The 17,559-nt window shown below is 45.6% G+C and carries 16 protein-coding genes; 6 read left to right on the top strand and 10 right to left on the bottom strand.

The annotated features are described in order from the left end of the window. Positions 1 to 41: 41 nt before the first annotated feature. Positions 42 to 851: a polysaccharide deacetylase family protein gene (locus tag ACTRXF_RS00470; protein ID WP_474277699.1), complete on the bottom strand. Its 810-nt coding sequence runs from the start codon at positions 849 to 851 to the stop codon at positions 42 to 44. Positions 852 to 1,237: 386 nt separating this feature from the next. On the opposite strand from ACTRXF_RS00470, the gene ACTRXF_RS00465 reads away from it, so the two are divergent. After that, a complete protein-coding gene (locus ACTRXF_RS00465; RefSeq protein ID WP_474277189.1) occupies positions 1,238 to 2,839 on the top strand; it encodes a glycine betaine uptake BCCT transporter in 1,602 nt (533 codons plus the stop codon). A 150-nt stretch (positions 2,840 to 2,989) separates the two neighbouring features. Here ACTRXF_RS00465 and lpdA read toward each other — a convergent pair whose 3' ends face one another. From lpdA to ACTRXF_RS00440, 5 genes are all read right to left on the bottom strand, one after another. Next, positions 2,990 to 4,405, bottom strand: a complete 1,416-nt coding sequence (gene lpdA, locus ACTRXF_RS00460; protein WP_474277187.1) for a dihydrolipoyl dehydrogenase — start codon at positions 4,403 to 4,405, stop codon at positions 2,990 to 2,992. 3 nt (positions 4,406 to 4,408) lie between these two features. Continuing rightward, complete coding sequence (locus tag ACTRXF_RS00455; protein ID WP_474263853.1) at positions 4,409 to 5,767, bottom strand: dihydrolipoamide acetyltransferase family protein; 1,359 nt, start codon at positions 5,765 to 5,767, stop codon at positions 4,409 to 4,411. An 88-nt stretch (positions 5,768 to 5,855) separates the two neighbouring features. Continuing rightward, positions 5,856 to 6,833: an alpha-ketoacid dehydrogenase subunit beta gene (locus ACTRXF_RS00450; RefSeq protein ID WP_474263855.1), complete on the bottom strand. Its 978-nt coding sequence runs from the start codon at positions 6,831 to 6,833 to the stop codon at positions 5,856 to 5,858. Positions 6,834 to 6,836: 3 nt separating this feature from the next. Next, on the bottom strand, positions 6,837 to 7,877 hold the full coding sequence (pdhA, locus tag ACTRXF_RS00445; RefSeq protein WP_474263879.1) for a pyruvate dehydrogenase (acetyl-transferring) E1 component subunit alpha: 1,041 nt from the start codon (positions 7,875 to 7,877) through the stop codon (positions 6,837 to 6,839). Between the two features lie 480 nt (positions 7,878 to 8,357). Next, the gene (locus ACTRXF_RS00440; RefSeq protein WP_474277185.1) at positions 8,358 to 9,008 is read right to left on the bottom strand and encodes a YkyA family protein; all 651 of its coding nucleotides are present in this window, start codon (positions 9,006 to 9,008) and stop codon (positions 8,358 to 8,360) included. Between the two features lie 136 nt (positions 9,009 to 9,144). On the opposite strand from ACTRXF_RS00440, the gene def reads away from it, so the two are divergent. From def to ACTRXF_RS00420, 4 genes are all read left to right on the top strand, one after another. Next, a complete protein-coding gene (gene def / locus ACTRXF_RS00435; RefSeq protein WP_474277183.1) occupies positions 9,145 to 9,690 on the top strand; it encodes a peptide deformylase in 546 nt (181 codons plus the stop codon). Positions 9,691 to 10,215: 525 nt separating this feature from the next. After that, entirely contained in the window at positions 10,216 to 10,425 is a 210-nt protein-coding gene (locus tag ACTRXF_RS00430; RefSeq protein ID WP_474263861.1) for a DNA-dependent RNA polymerase subunit epsilon, read from the top strand. A gap of 3 nt (positions 10,426 to 10,428) precedes the next feature. Continuing rightward, a complete protein-coding gene (gene rnjA, locus ACTRXF_RS00425) occupies positions 10,429 to 12,096 on the top strand; it encodes a ribonuclease J1 (protein WP_474263863.1) in 1,668 nt (555 codons plus the stop codon). Positions 12,097 to 12,214: 118 nt separating this feature from the next. After that, a complete protein-coding gene (locus ACTRXF_RS00420) occupies positions 12,215 to 13,162 on the top strand; it encodes an ABC transporter substrate-binding protein (protein ID WP_474277181.1) in 948 nt (315 codons plus the stop codon). A gap of 58 nt (positions 13,163 to 13,220) precedes the next feature. On the opposite strand, the gene ACTRXF_RS00415 is transcribed toward ACTRXF_RS00420, so the two are convergent. Both ACTRXF_RS00415 and ACTRXF_RS00410 read right to left on the bottom strand, forming a co-directional pair. Next, on the bottom strand, positions 13,221 to 14,285 hold the full coding sequence (locus tag ACTRXF_RS00415) for an undecaprenyldiphospho-muramoylpentapeptide beta-N-acetylglucosaminyltransferase (protein ID WP_474277179.1): 1,065 nt from the start codon (positions 14,283 to 14,285) through the stop codon (positions 13,221 to 13,223). A gap of 71 nt (positions 14,286 to 14,356) precedes the next feature. Then, positions 14,357 to 14,842 carry an SRPBCC family protein gene (locus ACTRXF_RS00410; protein ID WP_474277177.1) on the bottom strand — a complete coding sequence of 162 codons (486 nt, stop codon included), beginning with the start codon at positions 14,840 to 14,842 and terminating at the stop codon, positions 14,357 to 14,359. Between the two features lie 148 nt (positions 14,843 to 14,990). On the opposite strand from ACTRXF_RS00410, the gene ACTRXF_RS00405 reads away from it, so the two are divergent. Beyond that, positions 14,991 to 15,428, top strand: a complete 438-nt coding sequence (locus ACTRXF_RS00405; RefSeq protein WP_474277175.1) for an OsmC family protein — start codon at positions 14,991 to 14,993, stop codon at positions 15,426 to 15,428. A 93-nt stretch (positions 15,429 to 15,521) separates the two neighbouring features. On the opposite strand, the gene ACTRXF_RS00400 is transcribed toward ACTRXF_RS00405, so the two are convergent. Beyond that, positions 15,522 to 16,715 carry a cation:proton antiporter gene (locus tag ACTRXF_RS00400; protein WP_474277173.1) on the bottom strand — a complete coding sequence of 398 codons (1,194 nt, stop codon included), beginning with the start codon at positions 16,713 to 16,715 and terminating at the stop codon, positions 15,522 to 15,524. A 114-nt stretch (positions 16,716 to 16,829) separates the two neighbouring features. Then, positions 16,830 to 17,495: a potassium channel family protein gene (locus ACTRXF_RS00395; protein WP_474264272.1), complete on the bottom strand. Its 666-nt coding sequence runs from the start codon at positions 17,493 to 17,495 to the stop codon at positions 16,830 to 16,832. Positions 17,496 to 17,559: the final 64 nt, after the last annotated feature.

The following is a 17,559-nucleotide window of genomic DNA, read 5'->3' as shown; positions in this document are numbered from 1 at the left end:
AACAAAATTCGACATAAAAAGCTTTAATATCAAGCATTTTTCTACTCTTTTTCTATATATTGGGGGTCAATAAAGGAATAGCCTTTTTCATTAAATCCTTCAATAATTGGACCGATCGCTTCTTTCGTCCATTCCCTGTCATGCATAAGAATATTTGCACCATCCGTTAATAGTTCCGTATTCAGCGTAATATCCGTGAGCGCTTCTGCTTCCTGGTATTCTGCTTCAAAATCGTACCCATACGTCCAATTCATTTTTATCATGCCATGTTCTTTGGCATATTCATCACTAAATGAAGTGTTCTGTCCAAACGGGGCACGGAAAAATGCCGGTGTTTCCCCGGTTATTTCTCTTACAAGTTGATCGGTTTCTTTTAATTCTTCAAGCTGCTCCTTTTCTGATAAATCCGGAAGTGAAGCATGGGTAGTCGTGTGATTACCTATCGAAAACCCCATGTCGTGTATTTTTTTCAGGGCATTTCTGCCTTCTTCATCTTTCAGAAACATACCATTTACAAAAAAGATGGCAGGCACCTCATTTTCCGCTAAAATATCCGCGATTTTTACAGCATTTCCATCCGGAGCATCATCAAATGTGAGAAGAACTTCATTGCCTTCGCTTTCTTCTGCCTGGATTGTCCAATTTGCTTCATTAACTTTATAGATCAGTTCTTCCTCCTTTGAGACTGAGTCTTCTTGCTGCTCCTTCTCCCCTTTTTTTTCCTTATTCTGATCCCCTGTTTCCTCATGAGCAGCAGTATTTGCTTTTTCCTTTTTTTCTGCATCTGCATTGTCTTCTCCTGCATTCGAACAGCCTGCAAGAAGTACGGCCAGCGATGATAATATCAGCATTTTTTTCAACCCCGAGTCCCCCTGTTTAATTATTCCCTTTTATATTTTAGCAAAATTTCTGCAAAGTCAGGGCTAAAAGTCTAAAAAATTTCTATAAAATGTTAATAATAACGTTTGTATAGAAATATTAACGCTGCTTATTACCCGTAGGTATTTTTTAACAATTATATATGAAGCCTTCTGGGTTTGGGGGCCTAGGTTTAGGGTATAGATTATTCATGCGTCCTGGTTGCGTATGAAGTTATGAGTGTTATAATAATCATCGTTGTCATTTATTAAATAGGTATGTACCTGCTTACTGGAATTGCAACTATCCCCTCTTTTGCTGAGTACCGCTGCCTAAAAATCGAATACCCCGCTAAAAGAAAGGTGGAATGTAAAAAGTCATGAGAAAATTAACAAGCGTCTTTTTTGTGACCCTGATAGCGGCGCTTGCGGTAATCATCTGGGGTGTTGTCACGCCAGGAAATTTAAATACAGTGACCGGTGAGATCCAGGGATGGATTGTTACTAATCTCGGATGGTTTTATCTAATTTCCGCAACGTTTTTCGTTATCTTTTGTATTTACTTAGTGTTTAGTCCATACGGGAAAATTCGTTTGGGAAAACCAGACGAACGACCGGAGTACAGTTACTTAACATGGTTTGCGTTTCTATTTACAGCCGGTATGGGGATCGGCCTGGTATACTGGGGCGTTGCTGAGCCGCTTTATCACTATTACGGAGGACCTGAAGCAGAACCTCAATCTTCCGCTGCAGCTGCAGACTCTATCCGTCTTTCGTTTTTCCATTGGGGGCTTCACCCGTGGGCTATTTATTCAGTTGTAGCACTCGCACTTGCCTATTTCCAGTTCCGGCATAACGCCCCGGGCATTATCAGCTCGGCTTTCCGCCCGCTCCTCGGCGATCGTGTGGACGGATCGATGGGTACTTTAATTAACTTTATTGCTGTGTTCGCTACCATTTTTGGCGTCGCCCAGTCTCTTGGCTTTGGCGCCACCCAGGTAAACGGAGGGCTCAGCTATATTTTCGCATCCATTAATAATGACCTGCCGACACAGCTGATTATTATTCTTATCTTTACCATTCTCTACCTTGCCTCGGCTACTACCGGCTTAAACAAAGGTATCCGCTATTTAAGCTGGGCAAACATTGCGCTGGCTGCAGTACTTATGCTGTTTGTCCTTTTCGCCGGACCGACGACAAGCATTTTAAACTCTTTCACAAACGGTATTGGAGCCTATATGGAGAACCTGCCGGCTCAGAGCTTTACCACGTATGAATATACTGGAGACCGGGCTTGGCTTGACGCCTGGACAGTATTCTACTGGGCCTGGTGGATTGCATGGGCGCCGTTTGTCGGCACCTTTATTGCCCGCGTATCCCGCGGAAGGACAATTCGTGAATTTATCACTGGTGTTCTGCTCGTGCCATCGATCTTTTCGTTTGTATGGTTCGCCGTTTTTGCGACAACTGGTATTGCTGAAGACAATGCCCAAAACGGCGGCCTGTACGAGTTAATGACGAGCCAGAGTGATGAGATTGCTCTGTTCGGCCTGCTTGACACCCTTCCTTTCGGAGCGATCACAGGTGTTATAGCATTACTTTTGATCATGAGCTTTTTCATTACTTCCGCAGACTCGGCAACATTTGTTCTCGGAATGCAAACGACAAACGGAAGCCTGAACCCGCCGGTTTCCATTAAATTCATCTGGGGACTTGTTATTTCTGGTTCTGCAGCGATGCTGCTCGCATCCGGAGGTATTGAGGGCATACAGATTGTCATGACTATTGCGGCCCTGCCGTTTACTATTATCATGATCTTAATGTGTGTATCCTTGTTAAAAGCTCTCCAAACCGACCGCACTATTCTTAATAAAGAACGCAAGCTGCGCCAGGATGATGAAACAGGACTTTCCCGTCGCGAACGCGAACAGCTTCGCAAAGAACAGGAAGAGCTTCAAAAAGACCTGACTGGCAAAGAGTAGCTTGTAAACGAAATAAGAAACCCCCGGCCAGAGCGCCGGGGTTTTTATTATACTAAGAAGGCATGAAATATTCTGCTTCCGCGAGCAGCTGCTCTTCTACTATACACAAGAAGGCCACGGCTGTGATAAGCCGCGGCCTTCTTAATTTTATTACGTAATGTGAATTGGCATGCCAAGTGCTGCTTCTGCCGTTTCCATCGTAATCTCACCTAACGTTGGGTGAGCATGAACGGTCATCGCCACATCTTCTGCCGTCATACCTGCTTCAATTGCCAGGCCTGCTTCTGCAATCATGTCAGACGCGTTAGGGCCAACGATTTGTGCCCCGATGACTAATCCATCATCCTTGCGCGTAATGAGCTTCATGAAGCCTTCAGAGACGTCCAGAGACAATGCCCGTCCGTTTGCCTGGAACGGAAACTTCGCGGATTTTACGTCAAAGCCTGCTTCCTTCGCGTCTTCTTCAGTGTATCCAACGCTTGCAAGCTCCGGATCCGAGAAGACAACCATCGGCATACCGAGATAATCGACTGCTGCTGCTTCTCCGGCAATAGCTTCTGCAGCTACTTTCGCCTCGTAGGAAGCTTTATGAGCAAGCGGCAGGCCAGGCACGATGTCACCAATTGCGTAGATGTTATCTACACTGGTACGGGACTGCTCGTCCACCTGGATAAGACCACGTTCGCCGATTTCCACGCCGATCTGCTCAAGTCCCAGTTCTTCTGTATTTGGACGACGTCCTACAGCAACCAGTACATATTCTGCTTCAAACGTTTTTTCTTCGCCTTTTACTTCAGCTGTAAGAGTTACGCTGTCCTCTGATTCCTCAACGCCCTGGGCAAATGCTTCTGTTTGAATATCAACGCCCTGTGCTTTTAATTTCTTCTGCACCGGCTGAGTCATCTGCTTTTCAAAGCCCTGGGAAAGAATACGATTCTCGCCTTCAAGCACCGTAACCTCTGTACCAAGGTTTGCATACGCTCCAGCCATCTCGATACCGATATAGCCGCCGCCGACCACAATCATGCTTTTCGGAATTTCTTCGAGATTTAAGCCGCCAGTAGAATCAAGTACACGTTTTCCGAACGGAAGCGGCTTGAGTTCCACCGGACGGGACCCTGTAGCAATGATGCAGTTATTAAATTTATACGTTTGGGAACTGTATTCATCCGTGGAAACTTTTACCTGATCCTTGTCGGAGAAGTAAGCTTCACCTTTTACGATATTTACCTTGTTTGCTTTTAGAAGGGATTCAACACCGCCAGTAAGCTTTTCAACGACGCTGCCTTTCCACTCCTGTACCTTTGTGAAATCCACGTCGGCACCTTTAGAGGTGATACCCATGTTTTCCGCGCCTTCATTGGCTTCGTGAAAACGATGGCCTGCCTGGATTAATGCTTTGGACGGTACGCAGCCTACGTTCAAGCAGACTCCGCCCAAATTTCCTTTTTCTACGATAGTTACCTTTTGTCCAAGCTGGGCCGCACGGATGGCCGCGACATAGCCACCCGGACCGGCACCTACAACTAGCGTGTCAATTTCTTCTGCAAAATCTCCTACTACCATGAATTATCCCTCCATTGAGATTAGTTCTGGTTCATTTAACAAGCGTTTGATGTGATTCAATGCGTGCTGTGCTGTCATGCCATCGATTAGGCGGTGGTCATAGCTTAATGAAAGAGCAAGCATTGGCGCAGCAACAATTTCACCGTCGCGCACTACCGCTTTTTCTTCAATACGGCCAATACCAAGAATCGCTACTTCCGGATGATTAATAACCGGAGTAAAGAAAGCACCTTTTGCAGATCCAAGGTTCGAAATCGTAGCAGAGCCTCCGCTCATTTCAGCCGAGGAAAGCTTTCCGTCTCTTGCTTTTGTAGCAAGTTCGTTGATTTCGTCAGCCAGTGTAAAGATTGGCTTGCGATCTGTATCTTTTACAACCGGTACGACAAGTCCCTGCTCTGTATCAGCTGCAATGCCGATATTGAAGTAATGCTTATACACGATTTCAGAAGCTTCATCATCGATAGAAGCGTTCAATACAGGGAACTTACGGATTGCGGAAGTCAGAGCTTTTACTACGTACGGCAGGTACGTAAGCTTGATATCCTGCTCTGCTGCCATCGGCTTGAATTTTTTACGGTGGTCAACCAGCGCACTGACGTCCACTTCGTCCATATGAGTAACGTGTGGAGCCGTCTGTTTTGATTGTACCATTTTTTGAGCGATAGCTTTACGGATACCTTTAAGCGGCACGCGTTCTTCCATAGCGCCCTGATCCTGGGAAGGTGCTGCTGCGCTCGCTGCTGTTTTGCTTTCTTCAGCGCCGGAAGCAGCTTCTGTTGTTTCTTCTTCAGCTGACTGATCGCCGCTCAGGAATGCATCGATATCTTCACGGAGAATACGGCCGTTTTTGCCTGTTCCTTTGACTTTTTGAATCGTTACGTCATTTTCACGCGCATATTTGCGCACAGAAGGCATGGCGATAACGCGTGCGTTTTCATCTACGTCTGCTTCTCCTGACGTACTGGCACTCTCGCCGCCTGCTGGTGTCGGACTTTCTTTTTCTGCTTCCGTGGAAGCCGGCTGAGCATCATTCTGCTCCTGCTCGTCTCTTTCTGATTTACCTTCGGAACTTTCATCGCCGGAAGCATCTTCCGCGGAATCATCTGAAGAGGACTCCTCTCCGCTGCCATCATCGATAGTGAGAATCACTTCACCGACGGTGGTTGTTGTTCCTTCATCCACCTTAAGCTCTAAAACTTTTCCGTCTACAGGGGAAGGAATTTCCACAACTGCTTTATCGTTTTGTACTTCGCAGAGCACGTCGTCTTCTTTGATTTCATCGCCGGGCTTAACCTGCCATGAAACGATCTCGCCTTCGTGAATTCCCTCACCAATATCGGGAAGTTTAAATTCATAAGCCAAAACAAATGCCTCCTTTAGTTTACATTCGATATTACGCGTAGCAAACAGGTTGATTTCACCCATCAACCTGTTGCAGTCATTTACAAATTTAGAAGTTGAGTACTGCTTTCGCCTTTTCGATCACGTCATTTTCATTTGGCAGCCATACGTCTTCAGCCGCCGCAAATGGGAAAACAGTGTCAGGAGCTGCTACACGAAGTACCGGTGCCTCAAGGTGCAGAATTGCGCGCTCATTAAGGTCAGCCATAACGTTGGAGCCGACACCTGCCTGTCTTTGTGCTTCCTGCACCATAACAGCACGATTAGTCTTTTTCACGGATTCAACAATGGTGTCCATGTCAATCGGGCTTACAGTACGCAGGTCGATTACTTCTGCTTCGTACCCTTCCTCTGCAAGCTGATCAGCTGCTTTCAGGCATGTGTGCACCATAGCGCCGTAAGCAATCAGAGTAACGTCTTTTCCTTCACGCTTCACATCCGCTTTACCGATTTCCACTGTGTATTCCTCTTCCGGCACTTCTTCCCGGAAAGAACGGTACAGCTTCATGTGCTCGAGATAAAAGACCGGGTCATTGCTGCGGATAGCAGAAATCAGCAGGCCTTTTGCATCGTAAGGAGTCGATGGAATAACAACTGAGATACCCGGGGATTGTGCAATCAGGCCTTCCAGGCTGTCAGCGTGCAGCTCCGGAGTCTTCACTCCGCCGCCGTAAGGTGTACGGATAGTTACCGGCGCACCGTATTTACCGCCTGTGCGGTAGCGCAGACGTGCGATCTGGCCGACAACTTCGTCCATTGTTTCAAATACGAAGCCGAAAAACTGGATTTCCATTACCGGACGGAAGCCAGTAACAGCCAAACCGAGCGTTAAGCCCCCGATACCAGATTCTGCGAGCGGAGTATCAAATACACGCTCTTCACCAAATTCATCCTGCAGCCCTTCTGTAGCACGGAATACACCGCCGTTCTGGCCTACGTCTTCCCCATAGACGAGGACGTTCTCGTCATTTTTCAGTTCCGTACGCATTGCATCTGTAATTGCTTGAATCATCGTCATTTGCGCCATGGCTTACTTCGACTCCTTCTCTCTGTATTCTTCGAGCTGTTCCTGCAGGTTTTGCGGAAGCTTTTCATACATAATTTCGATTAAATCGGAGGCTTTTTGTTTCGGTGTATCGTCCGCCTGTTTAATCGCTTCTTTAATATCGGCTTTCGCCTGATCTACCACTTCGTTTTCTTTATCTTCATTCCAAAGGTCTTTATCCTCAAGAAACTTCCGGAAACGAATAAGCGGGTCTTTCTTTTCCCATTCGTTATCGAGTTCTTCTGTGCGGTAACGGGTCGGATCGTCACCAGCCATTGTATGCGGGCCGTAACGGTAACACACGGACTCAATCAGGGTAGGTTCTCCGTTTAAGGCATTCTTACGGGCTGTTTCCGTGACAGAGTACATGGCAAGGATGTCCATGCCGTCAACCTGCACGCCGTGAATCCCAGCAGCTACCGCTTTTTGAGCAATCGTTTTAGCTGCGGACTGTTCTTCTACCGGCACGCTGATGGCAAACTGGTTGTTTTGCACAACAAAGATAGCCGGAGCTTCATAGGCACCTGCGAAGTTCATACCTTCGTAGAAGTCGCCCTGGGAAGCGCCGCCGTCCCCAGTATAAGTAATAGCAACATTATCCTGATGACGGCGCTTTAAACCAAGCGCGACGCCTGCTGCCTGTACAATCTGAGCCCCGATAATTATTTGAGGGGGGAGAATGTTTACGCCTTCCGGAATCTGACCGCCATGGAAATGGCCGCGGGAATAAAGGAACGCCTGATATAATGGAAGGCCGTGCCATACTACCTGTGGTACATCCCGGTAGCCCGGAAGAATCCAGTCTTCTTTTTCCAGTGCATAGTGGGAGCCGATCATGGAAGCTTCCTGTCCTGCTACTGGCGCGTAGAAGCCGAGCCGTCCCTGACGGTTCAGGGAAATGGCGCGCTGGTCCCAGATGCGCGTATAGACCATGCGGTGCATGATTTCCTGAAGCTGCTCATCGGAAAGGTCAGGCATTGCGTCCTTGTTAACTACCTCTCCGTTTTCATTTAAAATTTGAAACATTTCAAAGTGACTTTCGACTTGTTCAATCGTTTTTGTCGCCACAAATGTTCACCTCTTCCTCTCTTCTTAAAATACACCGGCTGTATCCAGTAGTTGTGTTTTATCTGTTCTTCAATTATCGCCCGAATTTCACAATCTGCTGCTAGAGTATTTTCCGCGTGCGGATTTAAGACCACATCATCTTTTAATACCCTTCACAAGCTTAATGTAATCAAGGATAATTTTAACAAAGAACAAATAAGTAACTGTTTCAGTTTATTATATCATTTCAATGAAACAATACTTTTCAATAGTTAGAATATACCAAACGAAAAAGATACGTCAATCCTTTTTGTTCAAAGGATTATCCTGCCATTTGGCACCTTCTATTATTTGTAAATAATCAAATCTGTTATATATCATCGGCCTACGCTTATATAAACAGTTCAGCCCTTTTTCTCCATTCACCGCCTGGCCCCGCCGCCTTGTTATAAAACTGAATTAACTCTCTTCCTCCGTCATATCCCCGAATGCATTTTTAGCTTCATTGAATGCTTTTGTTTCTGTATTAAATGTTTCCCTGTGGTTCTCCACTTCTTTATATGAGCTGTTAATAGTATCAAGCTGCTCCTCGAGCGCTTCAAGCTCTAGATTTTTATCATTAAACGATTCATACATATCAATTTCTTTATCCGCTGCTTCCATATAAGCATCGTGTACTTCGTTAAATGCTTCGTTTCTCTTTTCCATCGCCTTCTGGGCCTGATTAGCTTTTTCAGTCATTTGTTCATTTTCCAGATTTTCAATCGGTTCGTCTGCGTTCATTGCTTCCTCATACGCCTGATTAATTTCTTCCTGTTCTTCTTCCATTAATTCTTTACGTTCATTCACTGATCCTACAGCTTCTTCTACAGATGATTCAATTTTTTTCTTTTCATCATTCTCATAGGAAGTTAAATTTTCGAATACATTTTGTTCTTCCTGGGCCAGTTCGGTCAATTCTTCATCTTTACTGGAAAAATCCTCTTCAGCTCCAACTGCTTCACTCCAGTGATTCTGGATGCTTCCCTCTGGAGACCCGCATGCCGATAATACTAAAGCCGATAATGTAACGACTGCTGCTCCTGTCAATTTTTTGTTCATTTTGTACATATGTATTCCTCCTGTATATTTATATTTTTACGGCTATTTCACACTTTAGAGCTGTTTTAGCTGAAATTTTTTTGCTATACTAATACACTGTTATTAACGACTATCATATGTAAGCTTGATTGGAGGCAGTTGATTCATGTTAACAATGAAAGATATTAAGCGTGAGGGAAGCCCTGCGCTCCGCAAAGTATCTGAAGAAGTCCCGGTTCCTCCGTCTCCTGAAGATCTGAATACCCTGCAGGAAATGCTGGATTTCTTAAAAAACAGCCAGGACGAGGAAACCGCTGAAAAATATGAGCTCCGTTCCGGCGTCGGTGTAGCAGCACCCCAGCTTGGCATTAATAAAAGAATGTTTGCCATGCATGTGACCGATGACAAAGATGAGCTGTACAGCTACGGCTTCATCAACCCAAAAATTCTGAGCCATTCTGTAGAAACCACTCATTTAGAGGGCGGAGAAGGATGCCTTTCAGTAGACCGGGAAGTGCCTGGAAACGTTCCAAGATATTCGCGTATCACATTAAAGGCCCAGACTCTTGAAAACGAAGAAGTGAAGCTGCGTCTCCGGGGACTGCCGGCTATTGTTGCCCAGCACGAGATTGATCACCTGAACGGGGTTATGTTTTACGACCGGATTGAAGATTACGAGGACGAGTACAAACGGGAACTGCCAAAGCTATAGCCTGCTAAAGAAGCGTTTTCCTTCGGGAGAATGCTTTTTTCATCTCATCAGTTTTTTCCTGTAAAGTTTTCTCTCTCCGTTTTTATTTGGTAATAATTTCTATAAAAGAAACTTTATGCATTTATAGATAATTTATTCCCTTTCTATACTATCATGGTTCTTTAGTACCCGTATAGTTACTTTATTTTGTCTTTTTCTTACTCTGCACCCGGATGATTTTTGGACAGAAGTGATTAAAAGGATGAAAAAAACAGTTTCATGCTTTATAATATGAATTATTAATGGTTGGTACGTACACTGTGGTGCTGTTCAGCTTGAGTTCTTTGGCCGGAAGCTGAGTAGAACCGCTCTGGATATGAAGTCATTTTTGATTAAACAGCCAGGCTGTTGCAACGATTACTTCCTGTCCTTCCTGCATTATTTTGCTTTTTTCTATTTACAGTACTAGTTTATGCCAAAAAACCATTTTTTTCTAAAGCAGCTATAAACGCCGCATTTACATTTCAAGAAGGAGAGATATTTACGATGATTTACAAAGTTTTTTACCAGAATAATTTCACAGAAGCCCCTGTACGGGAAAACACTCATTCACTATATGTAGAAGCAGAATCTGAGCGGGAAGTCCGCCGCAAACTCGCCGACAAACAATTTAACATTGAATTCGTTCAGGGGCTTACTGATAAGCAGCTTGAGTTCGAACAAAGATCTGAAGACTTTCAAGTGGAGAATTTATAACGTATGAAACAAATAAACCAAAACCAAGTTGCTGTTTTTGCCCTGGGCGGGTTAGGCGAAATCGGCAAAAACACGTATGTGGTTCAATACCAAGATGAAATTATCGTGATCGATGCCGGTATCATGTTCCCAGAAGATGACCTGCTTGGAATCGACTACGTCATTCCCGATTACACATACCTGGTGCGGAACAAAGAAAAAATTAAAGGCGTCTTTATCACCCACGGGCACGAAGACCATATCGGCGGCGTCCCATTTCTGCTGAAAGAATTAAATGTCCCTATTTACGGCGGCCCATTGGCCATTGGTCTGTTAAAAGGAAAGCTCGAAGAACGCGGGCTTTTACGCAAAGCAAAATTAAATACTGTTCAGGAAGACCAGCCTGTTGCTTTTAATCATTTAAAAGTGGATTTTTTCCGGACCACCCATAGTATTCCTGATTCTCTCGGTATCAATGTCCACACTCCTGAAGGGAATGTTGTCCATACCGGAGATTTCAAATTTGACTTCACCCCTGTAGGAGAGCCGGCCAATTTAGCCAAAATGGCTGACATCGGCGAAAAAGGCGTGCTGTGCCTGCTCTCGGACAGCACGAATGCGGAGGTTCCAGGGTTCACTGTATCCGAACGAAAAGTCGGGGACAACATCCGTTCCATCTTCCGCCAGGCCAAAGGAAGAATCATTTTTGCAACATTTGCTTCTAATATATACCGTCTTCAAAAGGCCGTGGATGCAGCTGTAAAGGACGGACGCAAAATCGCTGTATTCGGCCGCAGTATGGAATCATCCATCACGATTGGCCAGGAGCTCGGATATATTAATGCACCAAAAGGAACGTTCGTGGAGCCTTCCCAGCTAAATAAACTGCCGGACGATCAGGCAGCCATTTTATGTACCGGGAGCCAGGGCGAACCAATGGCAGCTCTTTCCCGTGTAGCCCACGGAACCCACCGTCAGATTCAGATTATTCCCGGAGACACTGTCGTATTCTCAAGTTCTCCTATTCCAGGAAATACGACATCCGTGCATAAAATTATTAACCAGCTCTACCGTGCAGGAGCGCGTGTCATCCACGGCTCACTGAACAACATTCATACTTCCGGTCACGGAAGCCAGCAGGAACAAATGCTTATGCTGCGCTTAATGCGCCCGAAATATTTCATGCCGATTCACGGCGAATACCGGATGCTGAAAATGCATTCGAGACTTGCCAGGGACTGCGGCGTACCTCTCGAAAATTCCTTCATTATGGAAAACGGTGAAGTGCTCGCCCTGACCCGGGACAGTGCTTCTGTCGTAGGCAAGGTGCCTTCCGGTGCTGTTTATGTCGACGGTCACGGTATCGGTGACATTGGCAACATTGTGCTCCGGGACCGCCGCATTTTATCCGAAGAAGGACTCGTCGTAGTGGTCGTAAGTATCGATATGAAAAACTTTAAGGTTTCAGCAGGTCCAGACTTAATTTCACGCGGCTTCGTTTATATGCGTGAATCCGGGGATTTGATTAACGATGCCCAGAAAACATTAAGCAGGCATCTTGATGAAGTGATGAAACGTAAAACCAGTCAGTGGTCTGAGATTAAATCAGAGATTATAGACAGTCTGGCACCTTATCTATACGAGCGTACGAAGCGGCGCCCAATGATTCTCCCTATTATTATGGAAGTGTAAACCACTTCGCTTCTGCCTCCGCATATATTGCGGGGGCTTTTTTATGTAGATTTTTCTTTTTCTTTTCGTTACAATAGTGATATTGAAAATCATTATCATTTAAACAGGGAGGATTTTGATGCGCTTACATACGATTCCTGGACGATTTGCTGTTGTTACAGCTGGCACGGTGCTGCTCGCTTCCTGCAGCAGCGGGGAAGGAACCAGTTCTTTTACAGATAATGCAGACAGCAGTGAGCAAACCAGAGCTTATGAAACAGAAAAAGGCGACGTCTCCATCCCCACCGACCCAGAAACGATTGTGACAGATTACTATGCCGGCGAGCTGCTTGCGGTTGATGCAGACGTATCCGGTTCCGGACCGAATGCATTTTCCAATCCTTTTCTTGAAGAACACTTGAGCGAAGCAAAAAATGTTGGGAATCCAATTGATCCTGAAGAAGTACTCGAGCTCGATCCTGATTTAATTGTTGTGATGTATGATGACAATTACGAACAACTGTCGCAGATTGCGCCTACGGTTCATATTCCATACAACCCGGATACAAATGTTCAGGAAACGCTTGATACATTCGGGGGACTAACCAATAATCAGACAGAAGCTGAAGATTTTAAAGACACCATTGAGGAAACCGCAGTGGATGCCAAAAAACGTCTAGAGGGTACAATAGAAGAGGATGATACTTTCGGGTTATATGAACTGACCAATAATAACGACCTTTATGTTTTTGGGGCGAATGGTGGCCGGGGCGGCCAGGCTATCTATAATGCTCTTGATTTGAACGCTCCCGAGAAAATTCAGGAGGAGGTTATGGGCGAAAATGCGCAGGAGATTTCAATGGAGGTGCTTGAGGAGTACTCGGCCGATCATATGTTTATGACTACCTACGACCCTGAGGAGACTGGTGAAAGCAAGGAAAAAATCCAGAATTCCGATGTCTGGGCAAACCTCGATGCTGTACAGAACGACCAGTTTTATTTTCTTGATTACGACACGTATTATCCGTATGACCCTATTTCCATTAACGAGCAGATTGATTTAATTGCCGGCCTACTTGCTGAGTAATGCAATTTCCTTTTAATATGCAAAGCCTTCCCGGCCACAAGTGCCGGGAAGGCTTTGATTAGTGATAGGCATACAGCTCTTTGATAATAAGATCCAATGGGTTTTCAGCCATATATGTTTTCATCTGGGCGATCGTATCGTCCCGGCTGTCTTCAATGTTCTGCAGAGCTTCGCGCAGCGTTTCTTCACTCAGCTGTTCTTCTTCCAGGACAGCTGCATATCCTTTTTCCTTAAATGACTCAGCATTCAGAATCTGGTCTCCCCTGCTTTGAGCACGTGTTAACGGCACAATCAGCATTGGCAGATGCAGCGTCAGAAATTCAAAAATAGAATTGGAACCGCCCCGGGTAATGATTGTGTTTGTGGCAGCCAGCACATCCGGCAGTTCTTCATTAACATATTCGAATTGACGGTAGTTTGGCTGACCTTCCAGACTATCGTCTGTATGGCCTTTACCACAAAGGTGAACTACCTGATATTTATCCGTGAGCCACGGAAGCGCCGCACGCACCGTTTCATTAATTTTTTTTGCGCCAAGGCTCCCCCCCATAACGGTAAGTACCGGCCGGGATTCTTCGAATTGAAGGAACTCGAGCCCTTTTCTTTTGTCTCCACGTGTGATTTCTTTTCGCACCGGTGAACCGAGAGCTTTTGCTTTTCCGGAAGGAAAATGAGCTGTCGCTTCATCGAACGATGTGAATATTTTTGTCGCAAACCGCTGGGCGATTCTATTGGCAAGTCCCGGCGTAATATCACTTTCATGAATAATAACGGGAATATTCAATGTTTTGGCTGCGATAATTACCGGCACAGTGACAAAGCCGCCCTTGGAGAATACCACATTCGGTTTAACTTTTTTTAAATACTTACGGGCTTCAAGGCAGCCTTTTACCACACGGAAAATATCAGTAATATTCTGCCAGTCTATGTAACGGCGCAGTTTCCCCGAACTGATAGAGTGGTACCGTATGCCTCTGCGCTCAATCAGCTCTTTTTCAATACCTTCTTTTGAGCCGACATAATAAATGCCCCAATCGCTTTGATCGAGCTCATTAATCACAGCAATATTCGGCGTAACGTGACCGGCGGAGCCACCGCCGGTAAATACGATCTTTTTCTGCATTTTCCTCATCATCCTATACGTCGTTAAGTCTGTAGGGGAAATATTGTCCCGTCTTTTATAATATCATATGCTTACGAAGGTGTAAGTTGTTTCGATAGTAAGGAAAACATTTCATGCCAATATTTTTCCGTTCGGAGCCTTTGTTCTCTTAAATGCTCTTCGACTACTTTTCCCTCCAGCTGTTCATGATGAAGAAAAACTACGTCCTGGGTTACAATCAGCTGGCTTCCGTTTAAAATTGAGTTAATTTCCACTGTGATTTTTTCGTCCTGCCCGCCTGTCTCTTTACGGATGAGCGTTTTTTTGATTCGTTCCGGCGGATCTATTTCCAGATACTTTCCGTAGGCCCGGTACGCTTCCTCCTGGCCTTCGTTCACGACGCTCCATGCTCCCCCTTCTGTTACATCAGCCTCCGCTTCTGCTTCTTTTTCTCCACCTGATGGAAACATCCACGTTTTCATCAGCTCAGGATTGGTCCAGGCTTCATATACCTGTGCAGGCTCTGCGTGATGAATGTGGCACCCTGCCTGGGCGATAATTCTACTGTACTTTGCCATAATTGATTTCTCCTTTACAGTTTGCTTTTTATCCCATTCCCTAAAGGATAGCTGAAAAAACGCAACTTGAGGAATGGCTGCCATTCTTGTTTATCTTAATAGGGGCATGGGTATAGTACGGTAGTTCTACCCAAAGGAGTGAATAACTATGGCTAATATGGAATTTAACGTAGAAGGAGATGCCAAAAACTTTCAGACTGACCTCTCTGCAGGCAATCATGAAATTACGATCGATGAGCCGGAAAATCTTGGCGGAAGCAATCAGGGCATGGACCCTTTATCCGCTCTTCTCTCCTCCCTGGCAGGCTGCGAAAACGCAGTAGCCAACTTCGTGGCCAGAGAAATGGATTTTGATCTGCAGGGTATTTCGTTTCAGGTACATGGCAACATTGATTCAGAAGGCATGCTGGGCAATCCTGATGTACGCCCGTATTTTCAGACTGTTTCGGTAAAAGCGAAGGTCCGGACATCTGAAAGCGATGAACGTGTTCAGGAGCTTCAGGAGAAGGTTGATGCCCGCTGTCCGGTGTTTACTACTCTGCACGCAGCCGGAGTGGAAATGAATGCTGACTGGAGTAAAGCTTAACCGGAAACCAAAAAACACACCCGGTGTATTCATCGGGACGTGTTTTTTCTTATACATATTAGTTAACATATCACCTGGCATAGCCGGACACTCTCAGGAAGAAAATTTCTGTGCCAGTGGATAAATCCCAAGACTTTGAATCACAAGCGACAGCAGAATAGCTGCAAACGTCAGAGAAACGACGAGGTCCGCACTGCTGCCCGACTGCGTTTCAATGCTCAGCAGCAGGGCCACAGAAACGGTTCCCTTCAGCCCCGACCAGGTCATCATAAATACGGAGGACCACTGAAACCGCTCTTTGATATGGGGGGATAATTTCAGAAAACCTCCCAATACAATGAAACGGACGATTAACGATATAATAAATACTCCAATCGCAAGCAGCCAATGCCCGAACGCAAGATAGTCCGCTGACTGGATGCCAATCAATAAAAAGAGCAGGGACAATATGGCCGGCTCCACCACTTTCCAAAAGCCGTCCAAATAGGAGTGAAGCTCCTCCTCCTTTTCTGATCTCTGGAAGGCCCGGGAAAGCATGATACCTGCGGACACTGTTGCTAAAACACCGGAAGCTCCAAGGCCTTCAGCAATATAAAAGCCTCCGTAGGCAAGAATTATACTGAGCATCACCTGGTACACGTGATTATGTATAACGTGTACGGCTTTTGTAACAAGCCATCCTCCCGCCGCCCCGACGGCTACACCGCCAAGCGAAACGAGCAGAAATTCACCTAGAAACGAAAGAATAGAAAAGGATTCATTATACAAAAACATGGATGAAGCAATCCCGAACAATACGACGCTTGTGCCGTCATTGATCATCGATTCCCCTTCCACTACTTTCGGGATATCCGAATCACCGAACACATTTTCAAGGATGGCCGTCACGGATACCGGATCGGTCGGTGTCAGTATAGAAGCAATTAAAAATGCCGCTACGAACGATAGACCGACAGCAGGAGCACCTGCAAGATATATAAGCACTGCCATTAAAAAAACGGTAGCCATTAGCCCAAGTGTCCCGAGCGTCGCAATCGGCCAGATGTTTTTCTTTAATGAACGTATCGGAAAACTGTAGGCAGATACAAATAATATTGCCGGAAGCAGCAGATCAAAAATAATATCATGATTCAAACCAAGCCTGTTGAAAACGGGAATGAAGGAGAGGCCGAGGCCAATAATCAAAAGCACCATCGGCACTGGGAAATAATTGCTTTTAACATCAAATATATAAACAATCAGTCCGATGGCTAACAGTGTTACGAGTAATGACGCATACAGCAGCAACTAATTCACCTCCTGTAATAATATTGCAGCCAACATCCTTATTTACCCTTTTTGCAATCTGAAAAACTAAAAAACCCTTCCGCATGAATCATACGGAAGAGCTTTCGCCATTTTTCAGTTATCATCTATCCACCGGGACTCGAGTCTCGCAATGTCTCCATCCGCACCTACAATAATCAAAATATCTCCCTCGCTGATATCCACCTCCGGGCGCGGAGAGACGTGGACGTCCTCCCCGCGTTTAATAGCAAGGACATTACATCCATACGTCTCACGTATATCTAAGTCGAGAAGAGATTTCCCGTCAAGCAGCTGGCCGGCTTCCAGTTCTACGATACTGTAATCCTCGGAAAGCTCCAGGTAGTCGAGCACGCTTTTAGATACGATGCTGTGCGCCACTCTTACTCCAATATCGCGTTCCGGATGGATAACCTCATGGGCACCGATGCGCCGCAGTACTTTTTCATGATAGTCATTTTGTGCTTTTACCGTAATATGCTTGACGCCAATTTCATCCAGCACAATAGTCGTCATAATGCTTGCCTGAATATTGTCACCGATCGCTACAATGACATTGTCAAAGTTACGGATCCCAAGGCCGCGCAGCGCCTTTTCATCCATGCCGTCCGCAATGACCGCCTGGGCGACGACCTGGGCAAATTCATTGACCCGGTGTTCATTGGAATCAATAGCAAGCACGTCCATTCCTTCGTCGGCCAAAGCGTTGCATATGCTTCCACCGAACCGCCCGAGTCCAATGACTGCAAACTGTTTCTTCATTCCGTTCTCCCCTATTCTTCTCAAGTCCTTCAGCTTTTTTGGCGGATCTTTTCAGTCCGGGCCA

The organism is Marinococcus sp. LNHM3E3-2.2 (genome assembly GCF_056034385.1).
The sequence above is the reverse complement of the archived record's forward strand: the minus strand, read 5'-3'. Positions and strand labels throughout refer to the sequence as shown.